The organism is Pigmentibacter sp. JX0631 (assembly GCF_029873255.1).
GTDB lineage: Bacteria > Bdellovibrionota_B > Oligoflexia > Silvanigrellales > Silvanigrellaceae > Silvanigrella.
In genome coordinates, this window is the sequence record NZ_CP123622.1 from 1,905,598 (window position 1) to 1,920,927 (window position 15,330).

Sequence of the window (15,330 nt, forward strand, 5' to 3'; positions counted from 1 at the left end):
TCACGGAAGTAATGGCCCTATCGTCTAGAGGCCTAGGACACCGCCCTTTCACGGCGGTAACACCGGTTCGAATCCGGTTAGGGTCACCATTCATTCCTTGTAAGTAAAAAAAACCAACCTAATTAGGTTGGTTTTTTTTTGTCTTTAAATCTACTCTGTTAATAAATGTTTATCTTGTTGCATTGTATGAAAAATATCTTTTTGCTACAGATTAAAACTTAATAGTCGTTTTTTCTGACCCTTTCGTCTAGCAGGTCAAGGACATCATCCTTTCACGATGGGAACATGGGTTCAAATCCCGTAAGGGTCACCAAAAATTTTTTTCAAAATATACAAATGAATGTAAATAAGGTTTTCTATTATGGAAAAAAAGCATATTATTTTTGATTTTAATGGTGTGATTGTAGACGATGAAAAAATTCATTTTTTGTCATCACAGCTTGCATTAAAAGAAATCTTTAATCATGATTTATCACAAGAGTTATATTTTAAATTTTTCATTGGTAGAACCAATGAAAAGGCTTTTGAAGACTATTTTAAAATGCTAGATATTGATTCTAGTATTGCAGAAATTATAAAAATTAAAAACAAAATTTATATGCAACTTGTCGAAACTGAAAATGTAGCTATACCATCTACTATAAGCTTTATTCGGAAATATAAAAATGATTTTAGTTACTCTGTTGTATCAGGTGCAAGTAAAAATGAAATATGGTTTCATCTAAAAAAATTGGGGATAGAAAATCTATTCTTAAATATTTTATCTTGTGAAGATATTACTGAAAGTAAACCATCACCACAAGGTTTTTTAAAAGCAATAAATTTATCGCACATTCCAGCCAATCAAACAGTGATTATTGAAGACTCAATTAGTGGTGTAAGAGCGGCAAAAGCAGCAAATACTTTTTGTATAGCGTTAACAACATCTCATACAAAAGAGGAACTTCATCAGGCAGATATTGTTGTCTCTGAATTAAATATTTCTTGTTTTAACTTTGATTAATATTGAAAAATAAGTTTTTCACAGGATTAAAATATTAAATCAATTCCAACTAAATACTATGAGAAAAGACTATTACTAAGAAATTTTTTAAAGGAAACTAAAATAATTTATCTTTATTTTGTTTTTTAACTGCATCAAAAGAATTACTTATAATTTTCCCTACAGCAACTTCATAAGGTACTGGAACAAAATTAGAATTAAAAACATCTTTAGTAATCCACTTCCAAGACATAGAATTTGTATCATATAGGCCTATGTTTTTGTGTACTGTATTGGTAGAAATATATTCACTTTCATCTTCAAAAACAACGGAAAAAGCTAGAACACTATTTTTTCCATACTTTTTTGTGATATTGTGAACAAATTTTTCTACTACAGAATTATTTTCATTCTTTTTTATTTCTTCCGAATTATCCATCATTGAAGTAAGAATATCTAAACTTTCCCAAGCTGCTGGTATTTCATTTAAAATTTGGCGAGGGATAGGAATTAATTTTGCTTTATTAAGGTTACTTGCCCAACTAGCTGCAATTTTCGCATCGATTAAGGTACCTTTAAAATTTTTATTTTCTTGAATAAAATTATGTCGTGTTAAGTACATAGTTGGAAAAAGTATTATTTTGTCTGTTTTGATTGCAATATCACTCCTGAAGTACACAGCAGTATTTTGTTCACTTTTACTTGTTGTAGTACAAGCTGTAATAGATGCAAAAGCAATTGATATTAAAGTAATTTTGTTAACTATTTTTTTAAGCATAATGAACTCTCCATGGATAAAGAAAAAATAATTGTTAAATGACAAAATTAATGATTGCAAATTCCTAAAAAAATAAAATATTGAGATTATTATCTTAAAAAATATTGTAAAATGAAAAAAAGTGATAATCTAATTTTCTAAGCATATTATGTAGATAAACTATTGTAATATGTGAATAAGTTTAAGAATTCTATTTGGAGAAATTTTGTGTTAACTAAAATAATTTTACTATATAGCTTTTCCCAGGCAGGAGATACAGCGCATATTAAGTCCTTAGAAAAGGTGTTGTCTGGTCAATTTGAAAATAAAGAAATATATTCAATCAATGCAAATGAAGATAAAAGTAATATATTAAAAGAGTTTAAAGAAATTAAAGATAAAAAAAATAATAGCTTACAAGTACAAAATGAAACAAAGCATTTAGTCTTAACGGTTGGTGAAAAAGGAGGTGAAGCTCTTGAAGCGATTACTGATGGGAAGTTAGTAGACAATAATTACTATATCTACTGGGGAATGCATCAGTACTCAGCTAAAATTAAAGACTATAAAAAGCTAAAACTAGATCATCTACAAATACCAGAAACAAGTTTGAATAGTATTGAAAAAATTGAAAGTGTTAAAGATATTCCTAATGTTTCAAAAACTTTAACAGTCCCAAATATTAATCCTACTATAGAGGAATTAAAAAATACTTTTGCTAAATGGGAAATTAATAAACAATTTGATCTGGAAAAAAATTACATCACAGTATTACTACCTGGAGATGCTCCTGACAGCAAAAATAAAATTTATTACTTTTCAAAAGATTCTGCTTATAGCTTGTTTAAAAATGTGCAAAATATTTGGTTAAAATCCAATTCTAAAAAAACAGTAATTGTTCAAAATGGTCCTAGGACGGGTAAATATGATCCTAAAACTGGAGATGTTATTTGTTCGCATGAATATAAAACAGGCGAGTCCAATGCAACAGCGGTTGATAATATAAGTGAATATTTTATTAATTTATTGCAAGAAAATAAAATTCCTTTTGTTTTTTCAAATTTTTCTTTTGAAATAAAGGATAAACATAGAATTAAACATTCTTCTTTTGATCCTATATTATTTTTAGCATATAAAACTAAGAGTATTTTTATTTTTCCAGGCGAGTCTGTTTCTTTAATTGGACAATTACCTTTTTATTTAGACCCAGAAAATGTTATCGCTTTTTATTCTAGTTCTATGAATGAAGAGCATAAAACTACTTTAGAAGCAGCTTTTAAAAATGGTTATTTATCTAAATTCAATGCCAAAGGTGAAATTGAATATCCAGAGAAGCCGACTAAACTTTTAATGGATGATAATACAAAAGTAGCAAATGATATTTTAAAAGGTTACAATAGAAAATTTAAAAATTGAAAGTAAAAGACAACAATATTTAATATTTCAATAAGTCAAAATTTAGTCATTTTAAACTATACTAAAATCTCAAAACTACATTATAGTTGTTTTATTTATATTAAGCAAAAGGGGTTTTTGTGAAAAAAAATATATTTAAATATTTAGTATGTTTTATTTTGCTTTTAGACAGCAAGAGTTTTGCTTCTACTACTGTAAAAGTTGGAGGATACACCTTCCCCCCTTATGTAGATCAGCATAATCCAAGTGCTAAACAAACCGGCATAACGATTGAACTGATAAATGAAATGAATAAAATTCAAAATGACTACAAATTTGAGTTTGTACCAACTTCATCAGGTCGAAGATATATTGATTATAAAAGTAAACAATTTGATATGGTCTTTTTTGAAGATTTTGCTTGGGGTTGGAAAGATTATGATGTAATTTCTTCAGAATTACTTGCCAAAGATGAAGAAGTTTATATAGCTAAAAAGAAAGAAGGACGAGATCAAAACTATTTTAGTGATAAGAAAAATAAAAAATTTGTTGGTATCAAAGGATATCACTATGCATTTGCAAATTATAATAATGATATAGATTTTTTGAAGAAAAATTTTGGAGCTGAATTAACCTCAGATCATGATGGAAGTATTCAAATGATTTTAGTTGATAGAGGCGATATTGGTATAGTAACTCATTCATATTTAGATTTTTATTTAAATAAAAATCCTGATGTTAAAGATAAAATTATTATTTCAAATAAACCCGATCAAATTTATAATTTAGGAATAATTGCAAGAAAAAATATGGAGCCTAAAATTGAAGTTGTAAATAAATTAATTCAGAAATTAAAAAGTAATGGTACACTTAAAAAGTTGTTCAAACTATATAATTTAAAAGAAATATAATTAAGCTACTGAAGTTTGTTTGTTATTACTTTTGGCATCTATTTCATTTTGGTCGAGAGTCATTTCTCCAATTTTTGCTTCAACGAAAATTTTAAATAACTCTGAATCAAGTTTTCCTGCTTTGGCTTCATTTTCAAGAATACTAAGTGCTCTTTCATAGGGGACTGCTTTTTTATAAGGGCGATCCCTTGCTACTAAAGCGTCATAAATATCAGTTATTGCCATCATTTTAGCTTGAACAGGAATATTTTTTCCTTTTAAGTTTCTTGGATAACCAGAACCATCTAAGCGCTCATGATGTCCGTAAACTATTTCGGGAATGTCTTTTAAATCGCTGGACCATGGAATTTGAACTAAGAAATTGTAAGAATGTGTTACATGGCTTTCAATTTCTAATCTCTCGGCTTGGCTTAAAGAACCTCTTTTAATACTTAGAACTTCTATTTCTCTTTGAGTTAGCAAAGGAAATGACAAATTACCTACAATTATTTTCGTAGCAGCAATTTCTGAAATTTTATCAAAAAATTCTTGAGATAGTATTGCAGGTTCATTAACATCTTGAATTATTTTATAAAATTTTTGTAATTTGTCAGTTGTTTTTTCAATTTCAGTTCTTATTTTTTCTAATTCTATATTATTTGGAGCTTGATTTTTAAGAAGTAAATTGTTTATATAATTCTCTAATATATTAATTTTTAGTTTATCTTGTAAATTAATAAATCTTGCCTCTATATTTTCTAACTCATGTGGAAATAATTTTTTTTCTTTATTTAAAATATGCTCTCGAACACCAATTTTGCCAAAATCATGTAACAATGAAGCATAGCGTATTTCTTCTATTTGAATTTTAGAAAATTCTAAACCGTTATATATTCCAGTACTGGTCTTATTAACCGCTTCAGCAAGACCTACAGTTAAAGTCGCTACTCTTTCACTATGTCCTTTTGTCGTTGGATCTCTTGATTCAATGGCAGTTATGCTGGCTGCAGTAAAAGACTCAAAAACTTTTTTTAAATCATAAATTAATTTTGAGTGATCTAAAGCAATACCGGCTTGATTTGTAAATGACTCTAGCAAATCTAAATCGTGTGAGCTAAATTTGGTAACATAATTTTCAATATCATACTGTTTAGTTAATATGTGATCTTCTGAAACTCTTTTATTTATTAAAAGTATAAAACCTTCCATTTCTCCTGAAGGTAAAAGAATGGGAAATGCGCAGTAAGAGCGAATTTTATATGTTTTATGATCAAAATCTACTTCATTAAGAGGCGATATTTTTTTAAGAGCTACTATTTTATCTTTAGCATTTAAATTATTTTTGTTATCAAACCAAGAAATTCCAATTTTATTCTCAACTAAATGTCTAGTAACTTTGGAATGACTAGGATCTAAATAATTTTTTCTTAGAAAAATTTTCTGGCTGTTTAAAATTTTTCCCTTTTGATAAAATTTTAATTGGCGATTTAAATTTTGCATTTTATTTGATAAATTTGTTTTGCTTTCTGAATGAAAACTTTCTTCATTTATAAAAATAAAACCTGCATCCGCCATGGTTATTTCCATACTTTTTTTCAAAACTAAATCAATAAAGTCTTTTGCTAAAAATGATTTATTTGTCATAGCTTTACTGAGATCTTTAATTGCTTTACTTTCTACATCTCTTAAAAATGAGAATGCCTCAAGGTATTCATAACTGCATTTTAAAAACAAAGTTTGTATAGCGTTACGTACTTCATAAAAGAACTGATTTTTTGCTAAAGGAGATTTTAGGAAATTTATAATGTTATTTTTTTTGCAATATTTTTCGATTTTTTTTCTTAACAAAATAGTGCACTTTTCTTGAGGATCTTCAATGATTAAAAAGCCAATGTGTTTTGAGTTATTTCCAGTATTTAAATATTTTTGAATTTTTTCAAAATTTTCATTATATTGCTGGGGCTTTAAAATAAATAATTTTAATTTGTCATGTTCAATTATTTTTTGATTAATTTCTTCCTCTAAGTCATTCTCAATTATGTTAAGTTTTACATCTGTTATATCACTTATTGATAAATAAAAATGAAAAGGTTTGTATATTAGAACAATGTCGATGTTATGAAACGGTGAAATTGTCACTAAATATGCTCTCCAAGACATAAAATTTAATTACTACATATCTGATTGATCGGAAGCTTCTTCATTGATGGATGGGCATTTATTTCTTCAAATAAAAAAATTTAGAGTGCAAGATTTGTTAATTATCAAATCTTGCTAAATTATGGAAAGATGTAAAACTGCTTTGAAATGCTAATTTTACTGTATCAATTGATCCGTGTCTGTTTTTACCAATAATTACTTCTGCAATACCTTTATCAGGAGTTTCTTTATTATAAACTTCATCTCTATAAACAAACATAATCTGATCGGCATCTTGCTCAATAGAACCTGATTCTCGCAAATCTGAGGGGCGAGGACGTTTATCGGGGCGTTGTTCTAATCCACGATTTAACTGTGATAGTGCAATAACAGGACAATTTAACTCTTTTGCTAATGATTTTAAACCCATGCTTATAATTGAAATTTCTCTTTCACGACTTTGTGATCCCTTACCAGTACCATGTGCGGACATCAATTGTAAATAGTCAACAATAATAAGGTCTAAAGCTCCTTTTTCACGCTTAACTTTACGACAACGGCTGGCTAAGTCTATGATGCTTATACCTGGTGAATCATCTAAAAGAAGTTTATCGGTTTGAAATGAAGCTGCTTCTGGATAAAGGCGACCAAGTTCATCACTGGTCATTTTCCCATCCCGAAATTTATGAGATTCAATTTTAGCTGCAGTTGCGAGCATTCTTTGCATAAGTTGTGAATTGCTCATTTCAAGGCTGAAAAAAGCTACGGTCTTTTGATGATAAAATACTGCATTAGCAGCAAAATTTAAGGCTAGAGAGGTTTTTCCCATTGCTGGTCGAGCCGCTAGTATAATTAAGTCAGAAGGTTGGAATCCGGCGGTAATTTTATCAAGATCAGAAAAACCGCTAGGAATTCCTGTAATTTTTCCTGGATTTTGAAAAATCTTTTCTAAATCAAGAATGGTTTGGCGTACTACCTGAGAAGAAGGAATTAGTCCTGTTGTTATTCTTGATTCAGCTAATTGAGTAAATTTTGCTTCAGCAAAACTAAGAAATTCTTCTACATTTGCCCCTGCTACTTTTTTTCCCTTGACCACTATTTCAGCACAAGCCTCAATTATGAGCCTAAGTTCCCAATATTTCTTTACTTCATCTAGCCAGTACCCAAGAAGTTCAGGCCGAGCATTAAACTCTAAAAGTCTTCTGACTCCTTCAAGATCTCCAACTTTTAAATTATCTCCTTTTTCTCTAAGTTTTCCATAAACTAAAGTAACATCGGCGGGCTTATTTTCAGCAACAAGTTCACGCATCGCTGTTACAATAAATTTGTGTTGAGGATCAAAAAAGTATTCAGGAATTAGTTTATCAGTGTAACCAAATATACTTGAAGGAGTAGTTAGTATGGTTCCAAGCACTGCTTGTTCAGCTTCTCTAGAATGTGGAAGCCCTGTAATTGAATGTGTAAATTGCGGAGTTGTTGTCATGAATTAACCTATAAAAACGCTTAGTTTATAAATTTGAGCATCAACTCCATTTGAATTATAATGAAATTTCTTCTGATTTGGCAGTAAAAGTATTCCGTTGAGTGGAGTGATCTGAACTTCTAAGCGCTCTTCGTAAATCTCTCGGTTCAATAGAAAATTCTTTTAATTTTCTATGTAAAGTATTTCTATTACAGCCAAGAACATCTGCGGCTTTACTTTGATTTCCTTTGGTTTTTTTCAAAACTAAAGCAAACAGAGGACGTTCAACATGAGCTAACACAGTTTTTAAAATGTCATTTGGAGAATCTTCATCAAATTTTTCAAATAGATTAAAGAGTTTCCAGTAGACTAATTTCTCTAAACTTGTTTCCTCAATAAACATCTTGTATTCATCTGGACAGGTAGAAAAACTAAGAAGTTTTTCATTTGCCATTGGTGAGTTATCGTTATCATCCGCAGGTCCTTGAACAGTTGCTCCCTCTATAGTTCTATTTAGGTTTTCAGAATTCATGTAATATTCCTTTAATACAAATATAAATTCCCAGTTGCAGCAGGACAGTGTTAACGCAGTGAGACGATGCCTCAACTAAAGTCAACTCAAATCATAGGCTCACGATTGGTTTAACACGAGTTACAGAACTGTCAACCAAAGTGGCACAACCTTCGTATTTGAACTTGCCTTAGGAGAAAAATCATCTTAGTGTAGCCCGCTGCCGTTTTACATGGCAATAGATTATTGAAAAAAGAGGTTTTTATGGGATTTAATTGCGGAATTGTTGGACTTCCTAATGTAGGAAAATCAACCTTATTTAATGCTGTTACAAGAACTGCAAATGCTCAAGCAGCAAATTATCCTTTTTGTACGATAGAGCCAAATGTGGGTCGTGTCGCTGTCCCAGATGAAAGACTCGATAATATCAATAAAATAGTAAATGCGAAGCGTGTTGTACCAACTTTCATGGAGTTCGTTGACATTGCAGGTCTAGTAAAAGGTGCAAGTCGTGGTGAAGGCTTGGGAAATCAGTTTTTGGGACACATTAAACAAGTAGATGCTATTGTGCATGTCGTAAGATGTTTTGAAGACTCGAATGTTACCCATGTTGATGGAAGTACCGATCCTGTCAGAGATGTTGACACCATAAATACAGAACTTGTTTATAGTGACTTCGAAACTGTAAATAAAAGTATAGACAAAATGTCTAGATTGCTAAAAAATAATGACAAAAAAATTCTCACTTCACATGAATGCGCTGTGAGATTAAAAAATCATTTGGAAGGTCTTAAAGCTGCGAGATCTTTTGTAACTTTAAATGAAGATGAAGATGATTACATTAAAAGTTTACACTTAATAACTCGCAAACAGGTACTATATGCTGCAAATGTGAATGAAAATGAGCTTGCAGATAATGCCATTCATTCAAAACATGTAAATGCTTTAAGAAATTTAGCTGAAAAAGAAGGCTCTAAAGTCGTTGTTGTGTCTGCAAAATTAGAAGAAGAACTTGGGCAATTAGATTCTGAAGAAGCTAAAATTTATATGGATGATTTAAAAATTACTGAACCAGGTTTAGATCGTCTCATAAAAGCAGGATATTCTCTCCTCGGATTAATGACTTATTTTACTGCAGGAGTTCAAGAAGTTCGTGCATGGACTATTCCAAAAGCATGTAAAGCTCCACAAGCTGCTGGAGTAATTCACTCTGATTTTGAAAAAGGTTTCATCTGTGCTGAAGTTTATGCCTATGATGATTTAATTCGTCTTGGCAGCGAAGCAAAAGTGAAAGAAGCGGGTTTATATCGCAAAGAAGGTCGTGATTATGTTTGTAAAGACGGCGATATCATGAACTTTTTATTTAATGTTTAATATTTTTTAAGCATAAATTTTCGATAGGACATGTATTACATTTAGGATTTTTTGCTGTGCAATGATATCGGCCTTGAAAAATAAGCAAATGATGTGCTTGTAAAGCAAATTTTTTAGGTACAATTTTTAATAATTCTTCTTCAATTTTTAATCTATCGTTTGTTTGTTCAACTAACCCAATTCTTTGTGAAACTCTATCGACATGTGTATCGACTGCCATTGTTGGTTGTTGGTAAACTACATTCATAACAACATTCGCAGTTTTTCTACCAACTCCCGGTAAGGTTTCTAACTCTTCTCTACTTTCAGGTATTTTTCCAAGGTATTTAGAAACAATAATTCCAGACAAATTATAACAATTTTTTGCTTTGGTTTTTGCTAGACCAATGCTTTTTATGATTTTAAGAAAATTTTCTTCCCCCATTTCCAGTAAATCATAAGCTGAAAACTGGGGCTGAGAAGTGAAAAGAGGCTCTAGTGCTTTATTAACAGATTTATCTGTTGCTTGGGCGCTTAAAACAACAGCAATAAGAAGTTGAAAGGCATTATTATGATTTAACTCACATTTTGCATCGGGCCAATTTTGCTGCAGCGTAGAAAAAATATTATAAATTATTTTTTTATCATAAATAATTTTCGCAGATTTTTTCATTTAGCATAACCCCAATCTCTTAATGCATTTTGTAAAGCTGCACCAGCCCCCGCTCCTTCTATTTGTTGTACCTGTTCATTTGCTAAAGTTTTTTTAATAACAATAACATTATCTGTATTTTTATAATTTAGATCCATTAATCCATTTGGTGGAGAATAAAAAGAACAAATATTATCATTTATAACTTTCGTTACAAATTTTTTATCTACTAAGTTTCCATTTGAACAAACAACTAATTTATTTTCACTTTTAAAATCAAGATTAACCAAATTTGATTTTCCTAAATTAATCCAAATTTCTTCTTCAGGAGCAATTTTTCCATTAAAAGTAAATATATAGTCACTATTTTTTCTAATTGATTCAAACTTGATTTTTTCTGGAAGTAACGAAACCTGAGGTGGATGATTAAAATCTAAATTATCAATTTCTAAATCAAATTTTAGAATGCCATTATACTTAGATGTTAATCTTAACATTTTATCAGAAGGTGAAATTTTAAAATATTCTTGGCGCAATTTTTTTAATTCTAAATAAGAAACATTAGGTACAATTTTTTCTGAATGGTCATTAAAATTTACGGAAGAAAACATTTCTGGTTGATACCAACTAATTTTTTCGCTCCAAGGATTATGAGTTAAATACAATTTAACACTATCTGGTGTTAGTTGTCGGATATATTTTACAGGTTTTTTAGCAAAAATATCATCCCAATAAAGCATACCTGCATATTTATGTGCATCAAAATAAATATGATTTCTATTTTTTAGTAAGTCAGAAAAAGTATATTGCGAATCATTTTTTAAAGCATTAGAAAAATCTATTCCTTTCCAATTGTGCGATATTATTTTATCTCCAGCAATATTTGAAATAGTAGGAAATAAATCAACATGCGTTGTTGGAATTGAAATAGTACGCCCAAAATGTTGCTTTTCTTCTGCAATTTTTATTATTAATGGTACTCTAAGTTCTTCATCAAATAATGAATTTCCTTTGTCAGCATATCCTCCATCAATATTTTGGGGGACTCCTAAAAAATAATACCAAGGAAGAACGTTTAATTGTGCTCCATGATCAGCCGTAATTACAATGTCAACATTTTCATAAATTCCTAAGTCTTTTAATTTTTGTAGAATATTTGGCAATTCACTATCCCAATATCTAGCGACACCATTATATAATTGTCTTTTTTGATTTAAGCCAAAAGGTTTAGAAAAAAATTTGGTTAGATCAATTTTATCAACGGGTGGTTTATAAGGTCCGTGAGAAGTATTATAATGTAAATAAAGAAAAAAAGGTGCCTCACCATAATTTTCTAACCAATTCCCCATTTGTTCAGTTATGATTCTTGCTTCATATTCAGGATTTTCAGTAATAATGGCGTTATGGAAACCTAAATCTAGTCCACCTTCTAAGGCTTCAGTAAATAAAGAAAGCCAACCAATTCCTCCTACTCTGTATCCTAAATTTTGCATAGTTGTCGCTATAGTAGGTATTTCTCGATGATAAAAATTCTTTTTTGATTTATAGTCGGCAGCATAAGCAAAAGCGACTGTTCCTACTTCCCTTGGATAATTAGATGTCATAAGTGAAACAATGCTAGGAACAGTCATGTTACTTTGCGCTCTATGTTCTAAAAATTTCACTGCTGTTTCTTTAGCGAAAAAATTTAAATTTGGCATAAGATCTTCATCATATGCAGTTTCTGCTTTTAAAGTATCAATAACAATGAATATTATTCCTCTTCTTTTTGGAGGATTTACAACTCTTCTTTCAAAGCTAAAATCACCTAATGCAAAAATACAGTTTTCATCTGTGATGTCTGTCCCCTTAGAATTAGGGAAAGTTTGTTTAAAAATTTCTGAATAATCTTTATCGTTTGCATTTAGAAAGATGTTTTTACCTGCTTCTTTATTAATGTCCACTTCTGTTACTTTAGCGATAATTTTTTTCGGAGGAATTTTTAGATTGATAATAAATTCTCCTAAATTTCCAAAATTTGCGCTTGAATTCGGAATAAATCTTTCATTCCAAGCTGTTTTTAGAGAAGTCGCAGAACGTGCGGGTATTTTTTGTGGGGTATGCTCAATTAAATTTGTTAAAATATTCCCATTTTCATCAAATAATTCTATTTTACATTGATGAATATTTCTGTCTTTAGTTGGAAATAGATAATATTGAATTCTAAGCTTGTTACCATCTTCAACTTCAATAGGAACATTTTTGATTTTATTAATTTCAATACTTGAATTTTCACTAACTAAAAATCCTCTAACTAAATTAAATTTAATTGGATAGTAACCAATTCCAAAATGTAGCAGACCATTAGGGACATTATTTTCTAATACAGGGGAAATTGAAACTCCTCTAGAATCATTTGGGTTTATGAAATTGTATTTCTTATTTGCATATAAGAGATTTTCTTGATTACTTGGAATTTTTTCAGTGTATAGCCAATCAACTTTTATGTTAGAATTTGAAGTTAATTTATTATTTATATTTTTATATGGAACTCTTTCAGGAACAGGTAAAATGCCTCTAATTAAAATAAAAAATAGGATTGGTATTGCAATAATAACAATTGCTGAAGTAGCTTTTACCACAATAAGAAACCAAAACTTGTTTTTTGCAAATAAAAAAGAAATTTGATCAATTATTTTTCTAATCCATAGAGGTCCAATTCGGAAAAAATATCTTTCACTTTTAATTTCATAAATTAATACTTGACGTTCAAAAGCTCCTAAAGCAGTAGTCGGCATCCTTTTTTTAATTGCATTTAAACCAGGTAACTTGATTCCTCGAATTGCTAAAGCAAGTGCAAATCGCCCATAAAAGTACACTAATGAAAGTCTTAACACTTTAAGAGGTCGAAGAATTAAACGGATAAATTGTCTTTTAATTTTATACATTTTCATTGAACAATATTCTCCGCATAGAAAAAAGATTTATCTCCATTTTGTATTATTTCAACACCTCTGGTATATAAATATGAATTTAATTCTTTTAACATATTTTCTGCAATATTTTTATAATAATCAGTATTATTACTTGATATTAAAAGATTATTCTCTGCATTTTTATCTGTTCTTAAATACAGTGATAAAATTACTCCTTTCGAATCTGTTCTTGTGATAAGTCGGTATTTATCGTTTACCCAAGCCCGTTCTTTTACTCCTGGAATGGTTTGAGAATAAGCTGGCCTCAAGAAAAATTCAAAATTCATTCCCGCATCTATATCTAATAAAGCAGTAACACTTGGATAACTAATTCTTGGAAAACGTTCAGGAGTACTTAAACCAGAAGTAAACCAAATTCCTGTTTCCATATATGCAGCATTAGAAGGAAAATCGGATATTTTTTCATTTAAATCTAGTAATGGTTCTCCATCAATATAAGTACTATCTAAATTAACATTTATTCTTTTAGCTATAGTTGGAGCAATATCAATTGTTCTTACAATATTTTTTATCGGTAGATCAGAAATATTTGTTTGTGCATAACCATTTAAAAAAATCACCAATGGTGTTACGTTAGAGTGCTCTCCTGCAACTCCATCACCATGTCCCATACCTAAATTCCCGTCGTATAAATTTTCTCCATGATCACCAAAAATTAAAACAATAGAATGATTTAGCCATCCTTTTTCTTGTAATTGGTGGAACAATATTTTCAAAGAATGATCAATTGCATTTAAGCTTCCATCATATAAAGAAATTATTTGTTTTTTCTGCGGTTCTGATATTGAATTCACGGCTGTTAAACTTTTATTAATGCTTTGATCCGGCGTTTTTCTAAACAATAATTTCCCAAATTGATCTTTTTCTTGAAATTTAGCATACCAAGGCCCAGGAGCTGCATAGGGAAAATGCGCAGTAGAAAAAAAGGTAGTGAGAAATACAGGTCTAGAAATTGAAGAAAATATACTTAGACTTTTTGCCATAGCATTTCCAATAAGTCTTGGATCCGATATTTCTGGAGTTTCTAAAAGCGCTGGTAATAAACGATGTAAATTAGGTAAAGAAAGTGTTGCCTGAATTGGGCTAAAAGCAGAAATAATCCCATTTTCGACTAATGACTCTAAATTTGATGTAGGAGCGTTTGTTTCTAACGAACCAAAAGGATATCTTGGAAAAATATCTCCAGCAAAATCAGAAACAAAAATAGTTGAATAACCGCTATTTTTTGCAACTTCAAAAATAGTTTCCTTTTTATTTATTTTTACATTCCTTGGAGGAAACATTGAACGCACACCAGTTTTTGATGAATATGTTCCTGTAGCAATTTCTACCCAACTAGGAAATGTTCTAGGAATTCCAACTAACATAGGTTTAAAAAGTGCTGCTTCATCAATTTTACTTTTTAAAAATGGCATTACAGAAGAAAATTTGGGATCATTAAGTCTATCAAAACGTAAACTATCTATCGCAAAAATAAAAACATTTGGTCTAACTTGTTTAGTTTCATTTTTGGGCAGATTTATAGCGAAAGAAGAAGTTAAATTATATAAAAAAATGCTTCCAAAAATAAAAAATAAAATAAATGACATGCCTTGTATAGAAAAAACTTTGGATTCTAAATCTAATTCATTAACATAAATACTTGAACGAGCTTTTTTTACTTTTCTACTTTGTGATATTAAATATTTCATATGAATAATTAAATTAAAGAGAAAAGAAATACTTACAACATAAAAAGGCAACCATTCAACCAAGATTCTTCTTCTGGCATCATCTTTTAATGAAGAGATAAATTGAAAAAAACTTCTGACAAAATCAAAATTTTGAGTCACAAGCCAATTTTCAGTAACACCCGGATATAACGCACCCAAACGAATGATTACAGAAAAAAAGAAAATAAAACCAATAATTAATTTGAAAGTTTTATTAAAGGATGAGGTAACAAATTGAAGTCCAACGCATAATAATAATGATATAAGAAATATTTTTCCGAGGGAAACAAAAACTAAATTTGGTTGACTTTTAAAAATCATCAAAAATATGGATGAAGTATCTTCTCCTAAGTAAACAAAACCGGATGAAAATATTAAAGCAACAATAAAAAATGGGATGTAAAACATTAAACTTTCTAAAAAGTAACGAAGCCAAAAAGTTCTCCAAATTTTTACCGTCAACATCTTAACACCTTTTTCTTTTAAAATTGCCTAGCGTGAT

11 protein-coding genes and 2 tRNA genes are annotated in these 15,330 nt (G+C 29.7%); 6 read left to right on the plus strand and 7 right to left on the minus strand.

The features are described from left to right. Positions 1 to 13: 13 nt before the first annotated feature. The 3 genes from QEJ31_RS08335 to QEJ31_RS08345 all read left to right on the plus strand — a co-directional run bounded on the left by QEJ31_RS08335 (position 14) and on the right by QEJ31_RS08345 (position 1,003). Positions 14 to 89 (plus strand) — tRNA-Glu (locus tag QEJ31_RS08335). 147 nt (positions 90 to 236) lie between these two features. Continuing rightward, positions 237 to 313: transfer RNA gene (locus QEJ31_RS08340), tRNA-Glu, on the plus strand. A gap of 48 nt (positions 314 to 361) precedes the next feature. After that, complete coding sequence (locus QEJ31_RS08345) at positions 362 to 1,003, plus strand: HAD family phosphatase (RefSeq protein ID WP_280589299.1); 642 nt, start codon at positions 362 to 364, stop codon at positions 1,001 to 1,003. A 97-nt stretch (positions 1,004 to 1,100) separates the two neighbouring features. Here QEJ31_RS08345 and QEJ31_RS08350 read toward each other — a convergent pair whose 3' ends face one another. Then, the gene (locus tag QEJ31_RS08350) at positions 1,101 to 1,760 is read right to left on the minus strand and encodes a hypothetical protein (protein ID WP_280589300.1); all 660 of its coding nucleotides are present in this window, start codon (positions 1,758 to 1,760) and stop codon (positions 1,101 to 1,103) included. A 207-nt stretch (positions 1,761 to 1,967) separates the two neighbouring features. Between QEJ31_RS08350 and QEJ31_RS08355 the strand changes: the two genes are divergently transcribed. After that, the gene (locus QEJ31_RS08355) at positions 1,968 to 3,155 is read left to right on the plus strand and encodes a hypothetical protein (protein ID WP_280589302.1); all 1,188 of its coding nucleotides are present in this window, start codon (positions 1,968 to 1,970) and stop codon (positions 3,153 to 3,155) included. A 119-nt stretch (positions 3,156 to 3,274) separates the two neighbouring features. Further along, entirely contained in the window at positions 3,275 to 4,045 is a 771-nt protein-coding gene (locus tag QEJ31_RS08360) for an ABC transporter substrate-binding protein (RefSeq protein ID WP_280589304.1), read from the plus strand. Here QEJ31_RS08360 and QEJ31_RS08365 read toward each other — a convergent pair whose 3' ends face one another. The 3 genes from QEJ31_RS08365 to QEJ31_RS08375 all read right to left on the minus strand — a co-directional run bounded on the left by QEJ31_RS08365 (position 4,046) and on the right by QEJ31_RS08375 (position 8,157). Continuing rightward, positions 4,046 to 6,163 carry an HD domain-containing phosphohydrolase gene (locus QEJ31_RS08365; protein ID WP_280589306.1) on the minus strand — a complete coding sequence of 706 codons (2,118 nt, stop codon included), beginning with the start codon at positions 6,161 to 6,163 and terminating at the stop codon, positions 4,046 to 4,048. Between the two features lie 118 nt (positions 6,164 to 6,281). After that, positions 6,282 to 7,646 (minus strand): replicative DNA helicase, encoded by a 1,365-nt coding sequence (gene dnaB, locus QEJ31_RS08370; RefSeq protein ID WP_280589307.1) that lies wholly within the window; start codon positions 7,644 to 7,646, stop codon positions 6,282 to 6,284. A 55-nt stretch (positions 7,647 to 7,701) separates the two neighbouring features. After that, positions 7,702 to 8,157, minus strand: coding sequence for a helix-turn-helix domain-containing protein (locus tag QEJ31_RS08375; protein WP_280589309.1), 456 nt, complete (start codon positions 8,155 to 8,157; stop codon positions 7,702 to 7,704). A gap of 243 nt (positions 8,158 to 8,400) precedes the next feature. Between QEJ31_RS08375 and ychF the strand changes: the two genes are divergently transcribed. Further along, entirely contained in the window at positions 8,401 to 9,510 is a 1,110-nt protein-coding gene (gene ychF / locus QEJ31_RS08380) for a redox-regulated ATPase YchF (protein ID WP_280589311.1), read from the plus strand. Here ychF and nth read toward each other — a convergent pair. Genes nth through QEJ31_RS08395 form a run of 3 tightly spaced genes read right to left on the minus strand, consistent with a single transcriptional unit; the run spans position 9,500 to position 15,293 of the window. Further along, positions 9,500 to 10,162 (minus strand): endonuclease III, encoded by a 663-nt coding sequence (nth, locus tag QEJ31_RS08385; RefSeq protein WP_280589312.1) that lies wholly within the window; start codon positions 10,160 to 10,162, stop codon positions 9,500 to 9,502. The genes ychF and nth overlap by 11 nt on opposite strands. After that, positions 10,159 to 13,074: a sulfatase gene (locus QEJ31_RS08390; protein WP_280589313.1), complete on the minus strand. Its 2,916-nt coding sequence runs from the start codon at positions 13,072 to 13,074 to the stop codon at positions 10,159 to 10,161. Before QEJ31_RS08390 ends, nth begins: the two co-directional genes overlap by 4 nt. Beyond that, a complete protein-coding gene (locus QEJ31_RS08395) occupies positions 13,071 to 15,293 on the minus strand; it encodes a sulfatase-like hydrolase/transferase (protein WP_280589314.1) in 2,223 nt (740 codons plus the stop codon). The genes QEJ31_RS08390 and QEJ31_RS08395 overlap by 4 nt, the downstream gene beginning before the upstream one ends. Positions 15,294 to 15,330 lie beyond the last annotated feature (37 nt).

What these genes read in the sequence shown, in the direction of transcription:
- dnaB (WP_280589307.1), bottom strand. Translation starts at nt 7,646, where the DNA reads ATGACAACAACTCCGCAATTTACACATTCAATTACAGGGCTTCCACAT.
- QEJ31_RS08345 (WP_280589299.1), top strand. Translation starts at nt 362, where the DNA reads ATGGAAAAAAAGCATATTATTTTTGATTTTAATGGTGTGATTGTAGAC.
- ychF (WP_280589311.1), top strand. Translation starts at nt 8,401, where the DNA reads ATGGGATTTAATTGCGGAATTGTTGGACTTCCTAATGTAGGAAAATCA.
- QEJ31_RS08375 (WP_280589309.1), bottom strand. Translation starts at nt 8,157, where the DNA reads ATGAATTCTGAAAACCTAAATAGAACTATAGAGGGAGCAACTGTTCAA.
- QEJ31_RS08390 (WP_280589313.1), bottom strand. Translation starts at nt 13,074, where the DNA reads ATGAAAATGTATAAAATTAAAAGACAATTTATCCGTTTAATTCTTCGA.
- QEJ31_RS08350 (WP_280589300.1), bottom strand. Translation starts at nt 1,760, where the DNA reads ATGCTTAAAAAAATAGTTAACAAAATTACTTTAATATCAATTGCTTTT.
- QEJ31_RS08395 (WP_280589314.1), bottom strand. Translation starts at nt 15,293, where the DNA reads ATGTTGACGGTAAAAATTTGGAGAACTTTTTGGCTTCGTTACTTTTTA.
- nth (WP_280589312.1), bottom strand. Translation starts at nt 10,162, where the DNA reads ATGAAAAAATCTGCGAAAATTATTTATGATAAAAAAATAATTTATAAT.